Origin of the sequence: Pseudomonas sp. DCB_AW, from assembly GCF_026240895.1 — a bacterium.
Classification (GTDB): Bacteria; Pseudomonadota; Gammaproteobacteria; order Pseudomonadales; family Pseudomonadaceae; genus Aquipseudomonas; species Aquipseudomonas kermanshahensis.
In genome coordinates, this window is sequence record NZ_JAPFCE010000004.1 from 60809 (window position 1) to 74816 (window position 14008).

The following is a 14008-nucleotide window of genomic DNA, read 5'->3' on the forward strand; positions in this document are numbered from 1 at the left end:
AAATTTCCCATCCGGGCTGAACCCCCCTATTCTTGCCACCGAGCACCTTCGCCGGGACACCGCTTGCGGCAGTTACCGGCGCCTGCACCTGAAGATACGCAACAGAATTTGTCTGTCGGGGAATTCCTATCCGCCGAAAGCGTCTTTAATGAGAAGGAAGAGGGACTGGCTCCCACCGCCGCGGCAATTAGCCCGACGGATTTCAACATTACCAAGGAGAACTACATGCTGATACTCACCCGTAAGGTTGGCGAAAGCATCGTCATCAACGATGACATCAAAGTCACCATTCTGGGCGTCAAAGGGATGCAGGTGAGGATTGGCATCGATGCACCGAAAGATGTTCAGGTGCACCGCGAAGAGATCTTCAAGCGTATCCAGGCTGGCAACCCAGCCCCGGAAAAACACGACGACTCGCACTGAGCAGCACTGCCTCAAGCCGCACGGACGCGCTTGATCGACCTGCGCCTCAGGTGCCCAGCAGTTCGCGCACCTTGGCGATCATCCTGTCCATATCGAAGGGCTTGTCGAACACCGCGGCGAACAGCTCCGGGCATCCTTGGCTGGCCTGCGCGCCGCTCATGAGGATGACCGGCAAGTCGCTTAGCTGCAGCTCATCGCGCATCCTGCGTGCCAGCTCTTCACCATTGAGCAACGGCATCATGTAGTCGGTGATCACCAGCTCGACGCGTTTTTCCTTCAGTGCTTCCAGCGCCTTAAGGCCATTGCTCGCCTTTTCCACCAGATAACCTTCATCCTCCAGGGCAAAGCCGAGGATGTCGGCGATCAGGTATTCGTCATCGACGATCAGAATGGTGTTCATCAGCCGCCCCGTCACCCGCTGCCTTGCTGCACCGGCGTCCCCGAGAGCACGCCGCTGGCGCCCTCGAAGGCCTTGCGCAAGATAATGCCCTGCGGGCCGAGCAACAGCTCGTGCAGCGCGGGGTCATGGTGGCTGTCACGCACCTTGAGAATCGACAGCATGCGCCGCAGCTGGGAATCCAGTTCGACGAAACGCATCAGCATCAAGTTGTCGACGATGCTCGACAGGTCCGGTGCCGGGGCCATGATTTCCGACCCGAACATGTCACGCATCTCCCAGGTCAGCAGCACACTGACGCCTCGCGCCCGCAACTCGCCGGTCAAGGCGCGGAAAAACGCGTTGAGCCGAGTCGGGTCAATTGCCAAACGGCTGAAGGCGCCCAGGCTGTCGATCACCACACGCTTGCTGCCTTGGGCCTCTACACGCGCCAGTAAGCGCGCACCAACCTGGTCCAGCAAACCCTCCGTGGTGGGCTGCCAGCACAGCTGCAGCGCACCTTCGCGTTCCAGTGCGGCAAAATCGTAGCCCAGCGATGCCGCCTTGAGGCGCAGGCGTTCGGGCGTTTCGTAGAAGCCAAAATGCACACCAGGGGCTTCTTTCGTGCACGCGCTAAGGAAGGCCAGGCCCAGGGAGGTCTTGCCGATACCGGAGGGCCCCATGATGAGGCTGACCGAGCCTGTGGCCAGCCCGCCGTCGAGCATTTCATCCAGGCTCGGAATGCCCGAAGAAACACGGCTCAGGCTGGCGTTGCCCAGGTGGCTGGGGTGGCTGAACAGCGATTCAAGACGTGGAAAAACATGCATGCCCGCTTCATCGATCAAGCATTCATGGCGCCCCGACAGGGCTGCGCTACCACGCGTCTTGCGCAGTTGAATATGGCGCACGGCACGGCTGCCCACCAGTTGCTCGCCCAGTTCGAGCACACCATCGACCATGGTGTGCTCCGGGCTGCCTTCGTCCAGCCGGGCGCTGGTCAACAACAGCAGGGTGCAGCCGGCAAAGGCCGCGTGGCCTTGCAGTTCCGACACGAATTTCTTGGTGTCCAGGGTCGTTTCGGCGCGCACGCGGGCATTGAGCACCCCATCGACGATCAGCAGGCTGGCCTGCTGCCGGTTGATTTCCTGGCGCAGCAGCTTGACCACGGCATCGAGCCCTTCCTGCTCCAGGGTATCGAAGGCACTGACAAATTGAATCTGGTCACCCACCAGGGTCGGATCAAAAAACGCCAGCGTCCCAAGGTACTGGAACAGCCGCTCGTGCGATTCACTGAGCAACGTCGCCACCAACACCCTGCCGCCACCCTGTACGTGGCCACAGGCCAACTGATTGGCGAGGATGGTTTTTCCCGCGCCAGGCGGGCCTTGAATGATGTAGGACGCGCCCGCGACCAGCCCGCCCTTGAGCAGGGCATCGAGCCCTTCGATCCCCGTCACCAGCCGCTTGAGTGCTTGTGCCATGGTGTGTACCTGTAGAATTGGCGATCCGCTTATGGGTCACACGCGGGCAAATAGAGACGCATGCACGTGCCTTGGCCAGGCACGCTGTCGACGCTGATGGCGCCATTGCTCTGCTTGGCAAAGCCATAAACCTGGCTGAGGCCAAGGCCGGTGCCCTTGCCGAAGGCCTTGGTGGTGAAAAACGGCTCGAAGATACGTGGCAGTACGTCGGGAGCAATCCCGCTGCCGCTGTCCTGCACCTCGAAGCACACATAACGGCCCCGCAACCCTTCTACGTCCCCGACCAGTTCAACAACATCGACCGCCAGGCCAATGCTGCCTTTACCCTCAATGGCGTCGCGGGCGTTGAACAGCAAATTGAGCAGCACCATCTGCAACTGCCCGGCATCCACTTCGATGGCGGGCAAACTCGCGGGCAAATGGTGTTGCAGGTCGATTTCACTTGTCAGCGAATGCTCGAGCAAGCCACGCGTGGCAGCGATCAACTCCAGGGGCGCGATGCGCGTGACATCCAGTTTGCGGTGGCGGGCAAAGCTGAGCAGTTGTTGGGTCAGCTCGGTGCCCCGCTCGCCGGCTTCAATGATGTGATGCAACAGGCGCTGGACGCGCTCCGGGTCATGGGAGGTGAGGGCCAGCCGGGCGGAACTCAGGATGATCGTGAGCATGTTGTTGAAATCATGCGCCAGCCCACCCGTCAGCTGGCCGAGCGCTTCGAGTTTCTGCGCCTGAAACAGCTGCGCACGCACAGCGTCGAGCTGCAGTGCCGATTCGCGCCGGTCGGTAATGTCCCGGGTGACCTTGGCCAGGCCAATGATCTGCCCAAGGTCATCGCGAATCACATCCAGCGCAGCCAGCGCCCAGAATTGCGAGCCGTCCTTGCGCACGCGCCACCCCTCATCCTGCGCCACGCCTTGCTCGAGCGCCTGGCGCAGCAAGCGTTCGGGGCGCCCTTGCGCACAATCCTGGGGGGTGAAGAACAACGAGAAATGCTGGCCGATCACTTCATCGGCCCGGTAGCCCTTGATGCGTTCGGCGCCAGCGTTCCACGACACCACATGCCCCGTCGGGTCGAGCATGTAGATGGCGTAGTCCACCACCGACTGAACCAGCTGTTCGTAGCGGTGCGCGGGCATGACAGGGTGTTCGAGACAGTCAGCTGAAACCATGCAAACTCCACAGGCACAGCGGGGAGGAATTGGGCGTGATCAGGAGTGTCCTCTGCAGCCGCCCTTGTGGCAACTGATTGTCAGCGTTCTCGGTCGACGAGTACAGGCATTGCGGCCACGGGTGAGGGCTGTCTTCCCTTGATCATAGGTGCTGCGGTTGACTCAACTATAACAATGGGTTATAAAGCGCGCTTGAATGCAACGCGCTTTCTACTGAGATACCTCTGCTTAGAAGCCCGTCGGTCGTCAAGGCCCATTCAAGTGCGAGTGTGGTGGAATTGGTATACACAGCAGACTTAAAATCTGCCGGCGTGAGCCTTGCGGGTTCGAGTCCCGCCACTCGCACCAAATTCCTTCGAAAAGGCGCCCTGGTGGCGCCTTTTTGCTGCCCAGCGGAAATCCCCGGTGCAACTGCTAGAGTGGAGCTTGTCCCCGTCCACTGGTATGCCGCCATGCGCTACTCCCTGTTCGATGGTCAACGCGACTTCATCATCCTGGTTGCCCGCATTCTGCTGATGATTCTGTTTGTTGTGTCCGGGTGGGCCAAGTTGACCGGCTTTGAAGGCACGGTCAGCTACATGACCTCCCTCGGCGCCCCCGCCCCTACGATCGCCGCGGCCGTTGCGGTGATCATGGAGTTTTTCGTCGGCATCGTGCTGATTCTGGGGTTCTACACGCGCCCGCTGGCCTTCCTGTTTGCACTGTTCGTGCTGGGCACCGCATTGATCGGCCACCCGTTCTGGAACATGGTCGACCCCGAGCGCAGCGCCAACATGACCCAGTTCCTGAAAAACCTGAGCATCATTGGCGGCTTGCTGTTGCTGGCCGTGAGTGGCCCCGGCCGCTTCTCACTGGACCGTCGCTGACTCACGCGTCTTCGCAGTCGTCGAACCAGGCTGGGTGATCACGTTCCTCGTCATCGAGGTCATCCAGCGTTTCATCATCCTCCTCGACAGGGTCTTCGGCGCCCTGGGCGTCTGCCTCGGGGTCGATGCCGTCGTAAAGGAATTCGTGGTCGAGCAGGTGGTCATGCTCGGGCTCGTGCAGATCGTCTTCGTCGCGCATGCGGGGCGGGCTCCTGGGATGGCGGGAGGCTTGTATAGGCTGAACAGGGGGCGAGGTCAATGGGTTGCGGCTTAATGCTGAGTTAACGGAGCGGGCGCAATCTGCAGGCTCTCCCTTCAAACGTTATTTGCCCGCCTTTTCATGGCGGGCTTTTTTTGGGTGGTGATTTTTGATAGTGGGGCGAAGGGCCTGGCTTGAGATTTTTAGCGCGTTTGAAATCGAGCGCCGCCCGCGCGGCGCTTCGCAGCACAAGGCTGCTCCTACATCTGTTTCGGGCCAGTTATTCCTGGGGCATTGGCGCGCGGCTCCTTGGCGCATGGCGCGATATCGGGTCGGGCAACCAAGGCAGATGCCATAGGCGTGACTGGCCCGAAACAGATGTAGGAGCAGCCTTGCGCTGCGAAGCGCCGCGCGGGCGGCGCTCGATCTTATAAGCGCAGAAGCTCCAACGCCCTACACTTCGCAGCCCACATACCCCCCAGAATTGAACCCTACCCACACCAAACGACAGCCTAATGACCCCCGCTTCACGTATTACCGACAATAGAGGCGGCACACTGGCCTTGCTCCGTACGTTCTTTTAGCCCGCCCCTTGCAGGCGGGCTTTTCTTTTCTATTGCATCGCCCGACCGGCTGACCTACGAGCGCCCCCTTCAAAACGCACTAAGCTCCACTATCCGATACTCGGGTATTCGGCTTTTCCACACATTGCCCATCGTCGCTCTGGCGATCCACACCGACGTGCCGATTTTCGGCGCAAAGAGGGTGCTCCAATGGCGACAATCGAGACAAAAGCGTTCGCTCGCGGGTTGCTCAAAGTAGAGAACTGCTGGCAGGCCTACATCCTGTCACGCCAATCCATCCAGGGGCTTGCCGGCCACGAACTCACGGCCGCGCAAGAAGCGTGCGACCGCGACTACATTCGGTTTCAGAACCAAAGCCAGCAGTTTTACGCCGAAGTGCGCAAGCGGGTAGGCGACGCTGAAAAGCTGGAAGCGGACTTGGCACGCTACCCACCTCAATAACGCTTCTTCAGCCGTCATTGGGGTCGCTGTGCGACCCCATTCGCCTTACCTGACGACTTTGGAGCTGGGCCACCTCGCCGATGGCAGCTTGGGGCCAACACGATCGGATGCACCAATGCCAGACGCCACTTCCTGGATGGCTCCGCCCTTAGAAAGGAATGCTTTGATCTGCTCGTCTAGCCGCAGGTGGGCTTTGTGCGTGGGGGACTGATGGGAGGCATTCATGACTGAACCTCGATAGAGGAGTCACTGAAATGCAGCAACTCGTTTGTCACTATACGCTGCATCGGCCACAGAATGGGCGAAATCCCCTGCCCTTGCCACCGGTGCCTGCCGTTACAGGGCCTCCACTCGCCGGTCACCGGCCGGCGGCGCCGCTTTCAAGATGTGGGTAAAGCTCCCGGTCAGGCCGAACCGAAGCTCTTTGGGCATCAAGAATGTGAAGTGGATGAGCCATGACCCATCGCCGAGCAACAACGTCTCGCTTCTGTACCGAATGACTTCCGCTTCGCTAATGCCGATCGCCACAGCGACTTCCTGATTGCTTGGCTTGCGATCCATTGAGGTGACTCCCTCCGACATTGCGCCGGGAAGCCATCAATACTCCTCCAGGGTCGGAAGCGCTACTTATAAATTTGTACCCTGGCACACCGCTTCATGCTGCAGTACCCCTTTCAGTATAAAACGTCATCAAAAGGCAATGAGGTATGCGGCAACGCCCTTAGCTAAACGCCAGGGTTTCCACAGGGAAAGGTGGTCGAACAGTCGGCTGGAATGGCCCGCGACACCTGCAACAGCGAGGTAGACGAACCACTTTCGCAGCGCCTTGGAGAGTTTCTTTTTTGTGAATCGCAACAGTCGGTACACCTTGAAAAATAACCCTGTCGCTAAAAACGGAAAAGCCCAACACGTGCTGAGCTTAGGCGTCACGCCTCAAGGGGCTTCTGTATTTTCCGCCCCACAAAGAAAAACCCCGCAGACGTTAATCTGCGGGGCTTTCGAATAATGGAGGCCGAGGTCGGAATCGAACCGGCGTAGACGGATTTGCAATCCGGAGCATAACCACTTTGCTACTCGGCCTCAAAGTCGGATCTAGCTGCTTGCGCTTTGCTATCTCCTTGAAACACTGAACCTTTTTCAAAGTTCGCTGCGTTTCGATGGGCGCCATTATGTCTTCAATCATCGAACCTTGCAACCCCCTGAACATAAAAAAATTTCAAGGGGTTCAAGGTGTTAGCGCAAGCGGCCGAGTTTGCTCCAAAGCCCCACCACGGTGTTCTCCACCGTGCCGCTGGCAGCCATGCCGATACGCTCCTGCAGGCTCTTGCGTTCGGCGTAATGCAGGTGGAACAGGTTGGCGTTGCGGGCGCGGTCGCTGAGGTACTCGTCGCTGGTCTGCAGCTCGTCAACCAGCTTGCGGTTGAGAGCCGCCACGCCCAGCCAGACTTCGCCGGTGGCCACTTCGTCGATGTGCAACTGCGGGCGATAGCGCGAGACAAAGTCTTTGAACAGCTGGTGGGTGATGTCCAGGTCTTCCTGGAACTTCTCCCTGCCCTTCTCGGTGTTTTCGCCGAACACGGTGAGGGTGCGCTTGTATTCGCCCGCTGTGAGCACTTCGAAATCGATGTCATGCTTCTTCAACAGGCGATTGACGTTAGGCAGTTGCGCCACCACACCAATCGAACCCAGCACGGCAAATGGCGCGCTTACGATCTTCTCGCCAATGCAGGCCATCATGTAGCCGCCGCTGGCCGCCACCTTGTCGATGCACACGGTCAACGGGATGCCCGCCTGGCGAATACGCGCCAGCTGCGAAGCCGCCAGGCCGTAGCTGTGTACCAGGCCACCGCCACTCTCCAGGCGCAGCACTACTTCGTCCTGCGGGGTGGCGAGGGTCAGCAGCGCGGTGATTTCGTTGCGCAGGCTCTCGGTGGCCGAGGCCTTGATGTCGCCATCGAAATCGAGCACGAAGACCCGGCCCTTTTCTTCGGCCTTGCCTTTTTTCTGCTGTTTTTCCGCCTTGGCCTGCTGTTTGCGCAGGGCCTTCAGCTGGGCCTTGTCGAGCAGGCCCGATTCCAGGCGCTCACGCAGCTCTTTATAGAACTCGTTGAGGCGGGTGACCTGCAATTGCCCGCCCGGTTTGCGCCGCCCTTTACCGCGCAAACCGGCGATGGCCGACAGCACTACCAGGATGGCAATCACCAAGGTGGCGGTTTTGGCGAGAAAGCTTGCGTATTCGGCAAGAAACTCCACGTTGACTCCTTCATAGACCAGCGCCAGTTCGGCGCGTAACTGCTGCAAGCATACCGGTGCGCCTGAGGCGCTGCCAGCCGGTGTAAACGCTGGCAACACAGTTCAAACAACCTTTTCAAACGCTTGTATGTTTTTTCGTTGACAGCCTGTGTGGCACATCCTAACCTCGCAGCAACCTCCAACAGGCCGGATACCTCCGTGGGCAACCTCTACCTGATCCGACATGGCCAAGCCTCCTTCGGTGCCGAGGACTACGACGTCCTCTCGACCATCGGTGTGCGTCAGAGCCAAGCCCTGGGTGAACACCTGGCACTGCTCGATGTGCAGCTGGATCGTTGCGTGGCCGGCGACCTGCGCCGCCAGCAGGATACCGCACGCCTGGCCCTGGAGGCCTTGCACGCCACAGGCTGCCCGGTTCCGGCTGTTGAGACCGATGCGGCATTCAATGAGTTCGATGCCGATGGCGTGATCCGTGCCCTGCTGCCCGGCCTGCTGGCGCAAGAACCCGATGCCCTGCACATCCTGCGCAATGGCGCGCAGCATCGCAGCGAATTCCAGCGCCTGTTCGCGCTGATGGTGCAGCGCTGGCACGCGGGCGATCATCCTGCCGACGATGGCCTGGAGACCTGGCAGGCCTTCACCGCGCGCGTCCAGCGTGGCCTGCAACGTGTGCTCGAAGGCGCGGGCAGTGGCGACAACATCGCCATCTTCACCTCCGGCGGCACCATTGCGGCCCTGCTCCATCTGGTTACCGGCATTACCCCCAGCCAAGCCTTCGCGCTGAACTGGCAGATCATCAACACGTCGCTCAGCCAACTGAAGTTTCGGGGCCGCGACGTGGCACTGGCCTCCTTCAACAGCCAAGCCCACGTGCAGCTGTTGAGGGCGCCGGAGCTTGTCACCTACCGATAAGCCCGGCTTGTTGTGTCCCTGCGGACGCGAATATAACTTAATAAGGATTACGCCATGAGCGATGTAGCTAAAGCCGTCGAAGCGATGAAAGCAAAGTTCAATCCAGCCGCTGCCGCAGGCCTGGACCTGGTGTTCGGCTTCGACATCACCGACGAAGACAAAAAGTACGCCCTGATCATCAAGGACGGTACGTGTGACATCCAAGAAGGCGAAAACCCAGACGCCAACTGCACCCTGGTACTGGACAGCGAGACCCTCAAGGGTATCGTCAGTGGCGAGACCGACGGCATGCAGGCTTTCATGGGCGGCAAGCTGCGCGTCGAGGGCGACATGATGCTGTCGATGAAGCTCAGCGAGCTGTTCCCGTCCTGAGTGATGGGCACGCCGATTGATCAAAAAACCGAAGCCTGACCGGCTTCGGTTTTTTTTTGCCCGATCACATCAAGGCGATTGATCCATCAGCAAGACCCTTACCTATATGACGGCTGGCACGCTTGTTCCAACGCCAGCAGGCCATTAGATTAGCCAATAGTTGTTGCGAACGAAAATAAGGAAAACGCATGACGCTCACCGATCAGTCCACCCAGGTCCGCCCCGGCGAAGAACTCGACGCGGCCGTCATCGACCCTTATCTCAAGGCCCATATTCCCGGCCTCGAAGGCTTGCCGAGCATCAGCCAGTTCCCCGGCGGCGCCTCCAACCTCACCTACCTGGTCACCTACCCCGGCCGAGAGTTTGTGCTGCGCCGCCCGCCATTCGGGCAGAAGGCCAAGTCGGCCCACGACATGGGCCGTGAATTTCGCATCCTAAATCAGCTCAACAGTGGCTTCCCTTACTGCCCCAAGGCGTACGTGCACTGCACCGACGAGACCCTGATCGGCGGCGAGTTCTATGTGATGGAGCGGGTCAACGGCATCATCCTGCGCTCGGACATCCCGGCTGAACTCAAGCTCGACGCAGCCAGCACCGAAGCCTTGTGCAAAAGCTTCATCGACCGCCTGGTCGAGCTGCATCAGGTCGACTACCAAGCCTGCGGCCTGGCCGACCTGGGCAAGCCGGAAGGCTATGTGCAACGCCAGATCGAGGGGTGGACCAGCCGCTACGCCAAAGCCATCACCGATGATGCCCCGCGCTGGGAGCACGTGATTGCCTGGTTGCACGACAAGATGCCCGCCGACCATCCACGCCCCGGCATCGTCCACAACGACTACCGCTTCGATAACGTGATACTCGATGCCGACAACCCGATGCGCATCATCGGTGTGCTGGATTGGGAGATGGCCACCCTCGGTGACCCACTGATGGACCTGGGCAACAGCCTGGCCTACTGGATCGAGGCAGCAGACCCGGCGCCCGTGCAACTGATGCGCCGCCAACCCAGTAACGCGCCCGGCATGCTCACCCGCCGGCAGTTCGTCGACTACTACGCCGAGCGCGCCGGCATTCGCCTCGACAACTTCGATTACTACTATTGCTATGGCCTGTTCCGCCTCGCCGGCATCGTCCAGCAGATCTACTACCGCTACTACCACGGCCAAACCCAGGACAAACGCTTCGCTCAGTTCATCCACATGAACCGGCTGCTGGAGCAGATGGCCTTGCAGGTGACCCGCACCTCCACGCTCTGACGACAGATAACAAGGAAAACAGCATGTCCAAGACCCACTTGTTCGACCTTGACGGCAAGATCGCCTTCGTTTCCGGCGCCAGCCGCGGCATCGGCGAGGCCATTGCCCATCTGCTGGCGCAGCAGGGCGCCCATGTCATTGTCTCCAGCCGCAAACTGGACGGCTGCCAGCACGTTGCCGACGCGATCATCGCCGCCGGGGGCAAGGCCACCGCAGTGGCCTGCCATATCGGCGAAATGGAGCAGATCCAGCAGGTGTTCGCGGGGATACGCGAACAGTTCGGGCGCCTGGATATCCTGGTCAACAACGCGGCCACCAACCCGCAGTTCGGCAACGTGCTGGACACCGACCTGCTCGCCTTCCAGAAGACCGTCGACGTCAATATCCGCGGCTACTTTTTCATGTCGGTGGAAGCCGGCAAGCTGATGCGCGAACACGGCGGCGGCAGCATCATCAACGTGGCGTCGATCAACGGTGTTTCGCCTGGGCACTTCCAAGGCATCTATTCGGTGACCAAGGCTGCGGTGATCAACATGACCAAGGTCTTCGCCAAGGAATGCGCGCCATTCGGCATCCGCTGCAATGCCCTGCTACCCGGCCTGACCGATACCAAGTTCGCCTCGGCGCTGGTGAAGAACGAGGCCATCCTCAACGCCGCCCTGCAGCAAATCCCGCTCAAGCGCGTGGCCGACCCCAAGGAAATGGCCGGCGCGGTGCTGTACCTGGCCAGCGACGCCTCCAGCTACACCACCGGCACCGCACTCAACGTCGACGGTGGTTACTTGTCCTGATCAGGCCTTGATCGCCTGCAAGGTGTAGCTCAAGGGCAGGCGTGACGGCTGGTGGCGCAAACGCCACTCGCCGTCGGCGCCCTTGTCCATCTGCCCAGGCAGCGCTTCCCAAGGGATGCTCGGGTGCTCGACCAGGCCTGTCAGTTGCAGCCCGTGCGCCAGCAAGGCACTGATAACCTCGCCCAGGCCGTGGTTCCACTCATGGGTCTCGGTATGGACGAGGCGCTGGTCGGTTTCGACGTACGTCTGGTCGGTGTGCCACACCGTCGGGGTTTCGTGCTCGAAGTACGGATACTCGATCAACAGGCGGTCCTGGTGGTCTTCGTTGACGGCCATCAGCATCGGGTGGCCATCGCGCAGGAACAGCCGCCCACCCGGTTTCAACAAGGCCGCCACAGCGCGCGCCCACGGCTCGATGCGGGGCAGCCAGCAGAGCGCGCCGATGCCGGTGTAGACAAGGTCGAACGTGCCCGCTGGCAGCACCTGGTCGGCGGCGTAGACATCTGACTCCACATACGCGATTGGCGCTGCGCAGCGTTCGGCCAACGCCCGCGCCTGTGCCAGCGAAGCCGCGGAAAAATCCAGACCACAAACCTGCGCGCCAAGGCGCGCGAGCGACAGGGTATCGGTGCCGATGTGGCACTGCAGGTGAACGGCGTTGAGCCCGTGGATATCGCCCAGCAGCGGCAAGTCGAAACGAACGGTTTCGGAAAGATGCGCGGGGCGTTCGACCAGCAGCTCGACCTCATAGTCTTTCGAGGCAGCGTGCAAGGGCGCGCGTTCGTCCCAGCTGGTGCGGTTGAGTTGCAGCGATCGGTCCATGGTTGACGTCCTTGTCTGCTCGTACTGTTTTATTACAGGCACGTCGCCGCAGCAGCACGCCGCTGCAGCGCCACGCCGTCATTTTTTTGCGCGTAGTAATCGACCCGCGCCCCACCCGCCTGCGGATAAACGTCCACGAACGCCTCGGCCTCGCGGGTATACACGGTGAAACCACCCTGTTTGCGCGGCTCCAGGTAGCCACTGGCATCGTCCCCGAACACCGCCTCTTCCTGCCAGCTGAACTGAATGCATTGGGCAACCAGTTCTGGCGCCTTGTGCGAATCGAGCTGCGCGGTCGGCTTGCCGCCACGTGCCGTTTCCATGGTCGCGGAAGCGCAACCGACCAGCATCAGTACCGCGGCCATCGGCAGAATCGCTCGCATGTTCAATCCTCAGGGCAAAAAAGAAGGCGACTCTAGCATTGGCGGCACCGCGAGTGAATTGTCGGGCGCATGCTGCTGTCGCAGTAGGAACATGCCGTCACAAGGAAACCGCGATGAAAAAGCATCACCTGATACCCGCCTTGCTGCTCGCCGCCCTGCCCTGCCTGCCGTTGGCCGCTTCTGCCGCCCCGTCCGCCGAAGAAAGCATTACTGGGCCAGAAACCCACAACCGTGAACTCAAGGTGGGTGACAAGGCCCCCGACCAATACAAGCGCGATGATGAGACGGTAAAAGACTGGAAGGCCAAAGGCCTGCCCACCCCAGAAAAGGAAAGCCATTGGGTACGCATGGGCGAGCACTACGTGCTGGTGCAGATCACCAATGGGGTAGTGTTGGCGATCCACCCGGCCAGCTGAATCAACTGACCTGCACCAAGGCCGCCATGTGCACGGTGTTGCGCCCGGCGGCCTTGGCCTGATAAAGCGCTGCATCCGCCTGCGCCAACAGGCTGGAGGTGCTGTCCCTGGGCCCCGGCACACCGCACCACAGCCCGACGCTGAAACGCAGCTCGATCTCATCACCGGCAAAACGCGCGGGGCTGTTGGCGATCGCTTCCCGCAAACCCTGCAGCGCGGCCATCGCCCCGCTTCTGTCGGTACCTGGCAACAGCAGCAGGAATTCCTCCCCACCATAGCGCCCAAGGCTGTCCCCCTGGCGCAAACGCTGCTGCAACTGACGCACGCAATGGCACAACACCTCGTCACCCGCCAGGTGCCCATACAGGTCGTTGATCCGCTTGAAGTGATCGATATCGATCATGGCCACGGCCAGGCTGCTCTGCGCCTCGCGGGCTCGGTCGAGCTCCACGCCGAAGCGTTCGAGGATCGCCCGGCGGTTGTAGGTGCCGGTCAACACATCGCGCAAGGCCAAGTGCTGTAGGCGCGATTCGCTACGCTCCTTGGCCATCAAGACCAGGCCGATGGAATACATCATCACCGTGACTGTGCCGATCGCCACCGAAATGCTCTGTTTGAGGTTGCTGGTGTCATAGCGCATTTCCACCGCCGTGCCATTGGCCACCGCCACGGCGCGCATGCCCAACCCGACCAGGCTGATCAGCGCACCGATCTGCAGCAGCAGGTGCGCCCTGCCTGGTCGCTCGACGTACCGCCTGGCCCAGTACAGGATCATCGAGCACTGCAGCATCAGCACCAGCGTCGCCAGCAGCATGCGTGGTTCGAGGGTGTCGAGCAGCAGCATCAGCCCCACCAGCATGCACGCCGGGATGATGAAGATCAGCCGCCACGGGATCACTTGCTCACGCACCCGGAACAAGCTGGCCGAATAAAACGCCAGGGCCAGTGACAGCAAGCTGTTGCCCAGGCCATAGCTGAGCCACAGCGGCGCTTGCGCGTAAACGGTGTAGCAGACATACGCCAAGGCATGCACCAGCAGCCCGCAGCCGGTAAGCAGCAGGTTGTCGCGGCGGTTGCTGCGGCCGACCAGCAGCAGGCAGAAAGCCAGAATGGTCGCTACCAGGGCGACCGCGGCGAACAGCGTGGGGGTGTGGGCGATCATCGTGATTCACCGTGTGGCAGTTTTGCCGTCTTGGCTGCGGCTTACCGTGCAGTCTAGGTGCCGACGGCCGGCTCGGCCATGACCGAGCGAGACAGAACAGCAGCC

Annotated in this window: 18 protein-coding genes and 2 tRNA genes; 9 read left to right on the plus strand and 11 right to left on the minus strand. The window is 60.8% G+C overall.

Features of this window, described 5'->3' with window-relative positions:
* The first annotated feature begins 225 nt into the window (after nt 1–225).
* Nucleotides 226–423: a carbon storage regulator CsrA gene (csrA, locus tag OO306_RS04700; protein ID WP_023381281.1), complete on the plus strand. Its 198-nt coding sequence runs from the start codon at nt 226–228 to the stop codon at nt 421–423.
* Nucleotides 424–469: 46 nt separating this feature from the next.
* Here the strand turns inward: csrA and OO306_RS04705 are convergent, their stop codons facing one another.
* Genes OO306_RS04705 through OO306_RS04715 form a run of 3 tightly spaced genes read right to left on the minus strand, consistent with a single transcriptional unit; the run spans nt 470 to nt 3446 of the window.
* Nucleotides 470–823 (minus strand): response regulator, encoded by a 354-nt coding sequence (locus OO306_RS04705; protein WP_027592682.1) that lies wholly within the window; start codon nt 821–823, stop codon nt 470–472.
* An 11-nt stretch (nt 824–834) separates the two neighbouring features.
* On the minus strand, nt 835–2280 hold the full coding sequence (locus OO306_RS04710; RefSeq protein ID WP_265967884.1) for an ATPase domain-containing protein: 1446 nt from the start codon (nt 2278–2280) through the stop codon (nt 835–837).
* Between the two features lie 29 nt (nt 2281–2309).
* Nucleotides 2310–3446, minus strand: coding sequence for a nitrogen regulation protein NR(II) (locus OO306_RS04715; RefSeq protein WP_265967885.1), 1137 nt, complete (start codon nt 3444–3446; stop codon nt 2310–2312).
* A gap of 263 nt (nt 3447–3709) precedes the next feature.
* Here OO306_RS04715 and OO306_RS04720 point away from each other — a divergent pair.
* Together OO306_RS04720 and OO306_RS04725 are read left to right on the plus strand one after the other, a co-directional pair.
* Nucleotides 3710–3794 (plus strand) — tRNA-Leu (locus OO306_RS04720).
* A gap of 104 nt (nt 3795–3898) precedes the next feature.
* Nucleotides 3899–4312, plus strand: coding sequence for a DoxX family protein (locus OO306_RS04725; protein ID WP_085273069.1), 414 nt, complete (start codon nt 3899–3901; stop codon nt 4310–4312).
* A gap of 1 nt (nt 4313) precedes the next feature.
* Here the strand turns inward: OO306_RS04725 and OO306_RS04730 are convergent, their stop codons facing one another.
* The gene (locus tag OO306_RS04730; protein ID WP_265967886.1) at nt 4314–4511 is read right to left on the minus strand and encodes a hypothetical protein; all 198 of its coding nucleotides are present in this window, start codon (nt 4509–4511) and stop codon (nt 4314–4316) included.
* 773 nt (nt 4512–5284) lie between these two features.
* Here OO306_RS04730 and OO306_RS04735 point away from each other — a divergent pair.
* Nucleotides 5285–5536: a hypothetical protein gene (locus tag OO306_RS04735; protein ID WP_265967887.1), complete on the plus strand. Its 252-nt coding sequence runs from the start codon at nt 5285–5287 to the stop codon at nt 5534–5536.
* Between the two features lie 45 nt (nt 5537–5581).
* On the opposite strand, the gene OO306_RS28390 is transcribed toward OO306_RS04735, so the two are convergent.
* The 4 genes from OO306_RS28390 to sohB all read right to left on the minus strand — a co-directional run bounded on the left by OO306_RS28390 (nt 5582) and on the right by sohB (nt 7789).
* On the minus strand, nt 5582–5761 hold the full coding sequence (locus OO306_RS28390) for a hypothetical protein (RefSeq protein WP_369124820.1): 180 nt from the start codon (nt 5759–5761) through the stop codon (nt 5582–5584).
* A gap of 111 nt (nt 5762–5872) precedes the next feature.
* Nucleotides 5873–6097: a hypothetical protein gene (locus OO306_RS04740; protein ID WP_027592688.1), complete on the minus strand. Its 225-nt coding sequence runs from the start codon at nt 6095–6097 to the stop codon at nt 5873–5875.
* A 445-nt stretch (nt 6098–6542) separates the two neighbouring features.
* Nucleotides 6543–6616, minus strand: a tRNA-Cys gene (locus OO306_RS04745).
* Between the two features lie 153 nt (nt 6617–6769).
* On the minus strand, nt 6770–7789 hold the full coding sequence (gene sohB, locus OO306_RS04750; protein ID WP_085273210.1) for a protease SohB: 1020 nt from the start codon (nt 7787–7789) through the stop codon (nt 6770–6772).
* Between the two features lie 198 nt (nt 7790–7987).
* On the opposite strand from sohB, the gene OO306_RS04755 reads away from it, so the two are divergent.
* From OO306_RS04755 to OO306_RS04770, 4 genes are all read left to right on the plus strand, one after another.
* Nucleotides 7988–8701 (plus strand): histidine phosphatase family protein, encoded by a 714-nt coding sequence (locus OO306_RS04755; protein WP_265967888.1) that lies wholly within the window; start codon nt 7988–7990, stop codon nt 8699–8701.
* 54 nt (nt 8702–8755) lie between these two features.
* Nucleotides 8756–9073: an SCP2 sterol-binding domain-containing protein gene (locus OO306_RS04760; RefSeq protein WP_085273065.1), complete on the plus strand. Its 318-nt coding sequence runs from the start codon at nt 8756–8758 to the stop codon at nt 9071–9073.
* Nucleotides 9074–9261: 188 nt separating this feature from the next.
* Nucleotides 9262–10329: a phosphotransferase family protein gene (locus tag OO306_RS04765; RefSeq protein WP_265967889.1), complete on the plus strand. Its 1068-nt coding sequence runs from the start codon at nt 9262–9264 to the stop codon at nt 10327–10329.
* A gap of 23 nt (nt 10330–10352) precedes the next feature.
* On the plus strand, nt 10353–11120 hold the full coding sequence (locus OO306_RS04770) for an SDR family oxidoreductase (RefSeq protein WP_027592693.1): 768 nt from the start codon (nt 10353–10355) through the stop codon (nt 11118–11120).
* Here OO306_RS04770 and OO306_RS04775 read toward each other — a convergent pair whose 3' ends face one another.
* Nucleotides 11121–11942 (minus strand): bifunctional 2-polyprenyl-6-hydroxyphenol methylase/3-demethylubiquinol 3-O-methyltransferase UbiG, encoded by an 822-nt coding sequence (locus OO306_RS04775; protein WP_238217283.1) that lies wholly within the window; start codon nt 11940–11942, stop codon nt 11121–11123.
* A 32-nt stretch (nt 11943–11974) separates the two neighbouring features.
* Nucleotides 11975–12325, minus strand: coding sequence for a hypothetical protein (locus tag OO306_RS04780; RefSeq protein WP_027592695.1), 351 nt, complete (start codon nt 12323–12325; stop codon nt 11975–11977).
* A gap of 113 nt (nt 12326–12438) precedes the next feature.
* Here OO306_RS04780 and OO306_RS04785 point away from each other — a divergent pair, with 113 nt between their 5' ends.
* On the plus strand, nt 12439–12741 hold the full coding sequence (locus OO306_RS04785) for an RcnB family protein (protein ID WP_265967890.1): 303 nt from the start codon (nt 12439–12441) through the stop codon (nt 12739–12741).
* Nucleotide 12742: 1 nt separating this feature from the next.
* Here OO306_RS04785 and OO306_RS04790 read toward each other — a convergent pair whose 3' ends face one another.
* Nucleotides 12743–13903, minus strand: a complete 1161-nt coding sequence (locus OO306_RS04790) for a GGDEF domain-containing protein (RefSeq protein ID WP_099428838.1) — start codon at nt 13901–13903, stop codon at nt 12743–12745.
* Nucleotides 13904–14008 lie beyond the last annotated feature (105 nt).

Coding starts and splice junctions, on each gene's coding strand:
- csrA (WP_023381281.1), top strand. CDS start 226: ATGCTGATACTCACCCGTAAGGTTGGCGAAAGCATCGTCATCAACGAT.
- OO306_RS04705 (WP_027592682.1), bottom strand. CDS start 823: ATGAACACCATTCTGATCGTCGATGACGAATACCTGATCGCCGACATC.
- OO306_RS04710 (WP_265967884.1), bottom strand. CDS start 2,280: ATGGCACAAGCACTCAAGCGGCTGGTGACGGGGATCGAAGGGCTCGAT.
- OO306_RS04715 (WP_265967885.1), bottom strand. CDS start 3,446: ATGGTTTCAGCTGACTGTCTCGAACACCCTGTCATGCCCGCGCACCGC.
- OO306_RS04725 (WP_085273069.1), top strand. CDS start 3,899: ATGCGCTACTCCCTGTTCGATGGTCAACGCGACTTCATCATCCTGGTT.
- OO306_RS04730 (WP_265967886.1), bottom strand. CDS start 4,511: ATGCGCGACGAAGACGATCTGCACGAGCCCGAGCATGACCACCTGCTC.
- OO306_RS04735 (WP_265967887.1), top strand. CDS start 5,285: ATGGCGACAATCGAGACAAAAGCGTTCGCTCGCGGGTTGCTCAAAGTA.
- OO306_RS28390 (WP_369124820.1), bottom strand. CDS start 5,761: ATGAATGCCTCCCATCAGTCCCCCACGCACAAAGCCCACCTGCGGCTA.
- OO306_RS04740 (WP_027592688.1), bottom strand. CDS start 6,097: ATGGATCGCAAGCCAAGCAATCAGGAAGTCGCTGTGGCGATCGGCATT.
- OO306_RS04760 (WP_085273065.1), top strand. CDS start 8,756: ATGAGCGATGTAGCTAAAGCCGTCGAAGCGATGAAAGCAAAGTTCAAT.
- OO306_RS04765 (WP_265967889.1), top strand. CDS start 9,262: ATGACGCTCACCGATCAGTCCACCCAGGTCCGCCCCGGCGAAGAACTC.
- OO306_RS04770 (WP_027592693.1), top strand. CDS start 10,353: ATGTCCAAGACCCACTTGTTCGACCTTGACGGCAAGATCGCCTTCGTT.
- OO306_RS04775 (WP_238217283.1), bottom strand. CDS start 11,942: ATGGACCGATCGCTGCAACTCAACCGCACCAGCTGGGACGAACGCGCG.
- OO306_RS04780 (WP_027592695.1), bottom strand. CDS start 12,325: ATGCGAGCGATTCTGCCGATGGCCGCGGTACTGATGCTGGTCGGTTGC.
- OO306_RS04785 (WP_265967890.1), top strand. CDS start 12,439: ATGAAAAAGCATCACCTGATACCCGCCTTGCTGCTCGCCGCCCTGCCC.
- OO306_RS04790 (WP_099428838.1), bottom strand. CDS start 13,903: ATGATCGCCCACACCCCCACGCTGTTCGCCGCGGTCGCCCTGGTAGCG.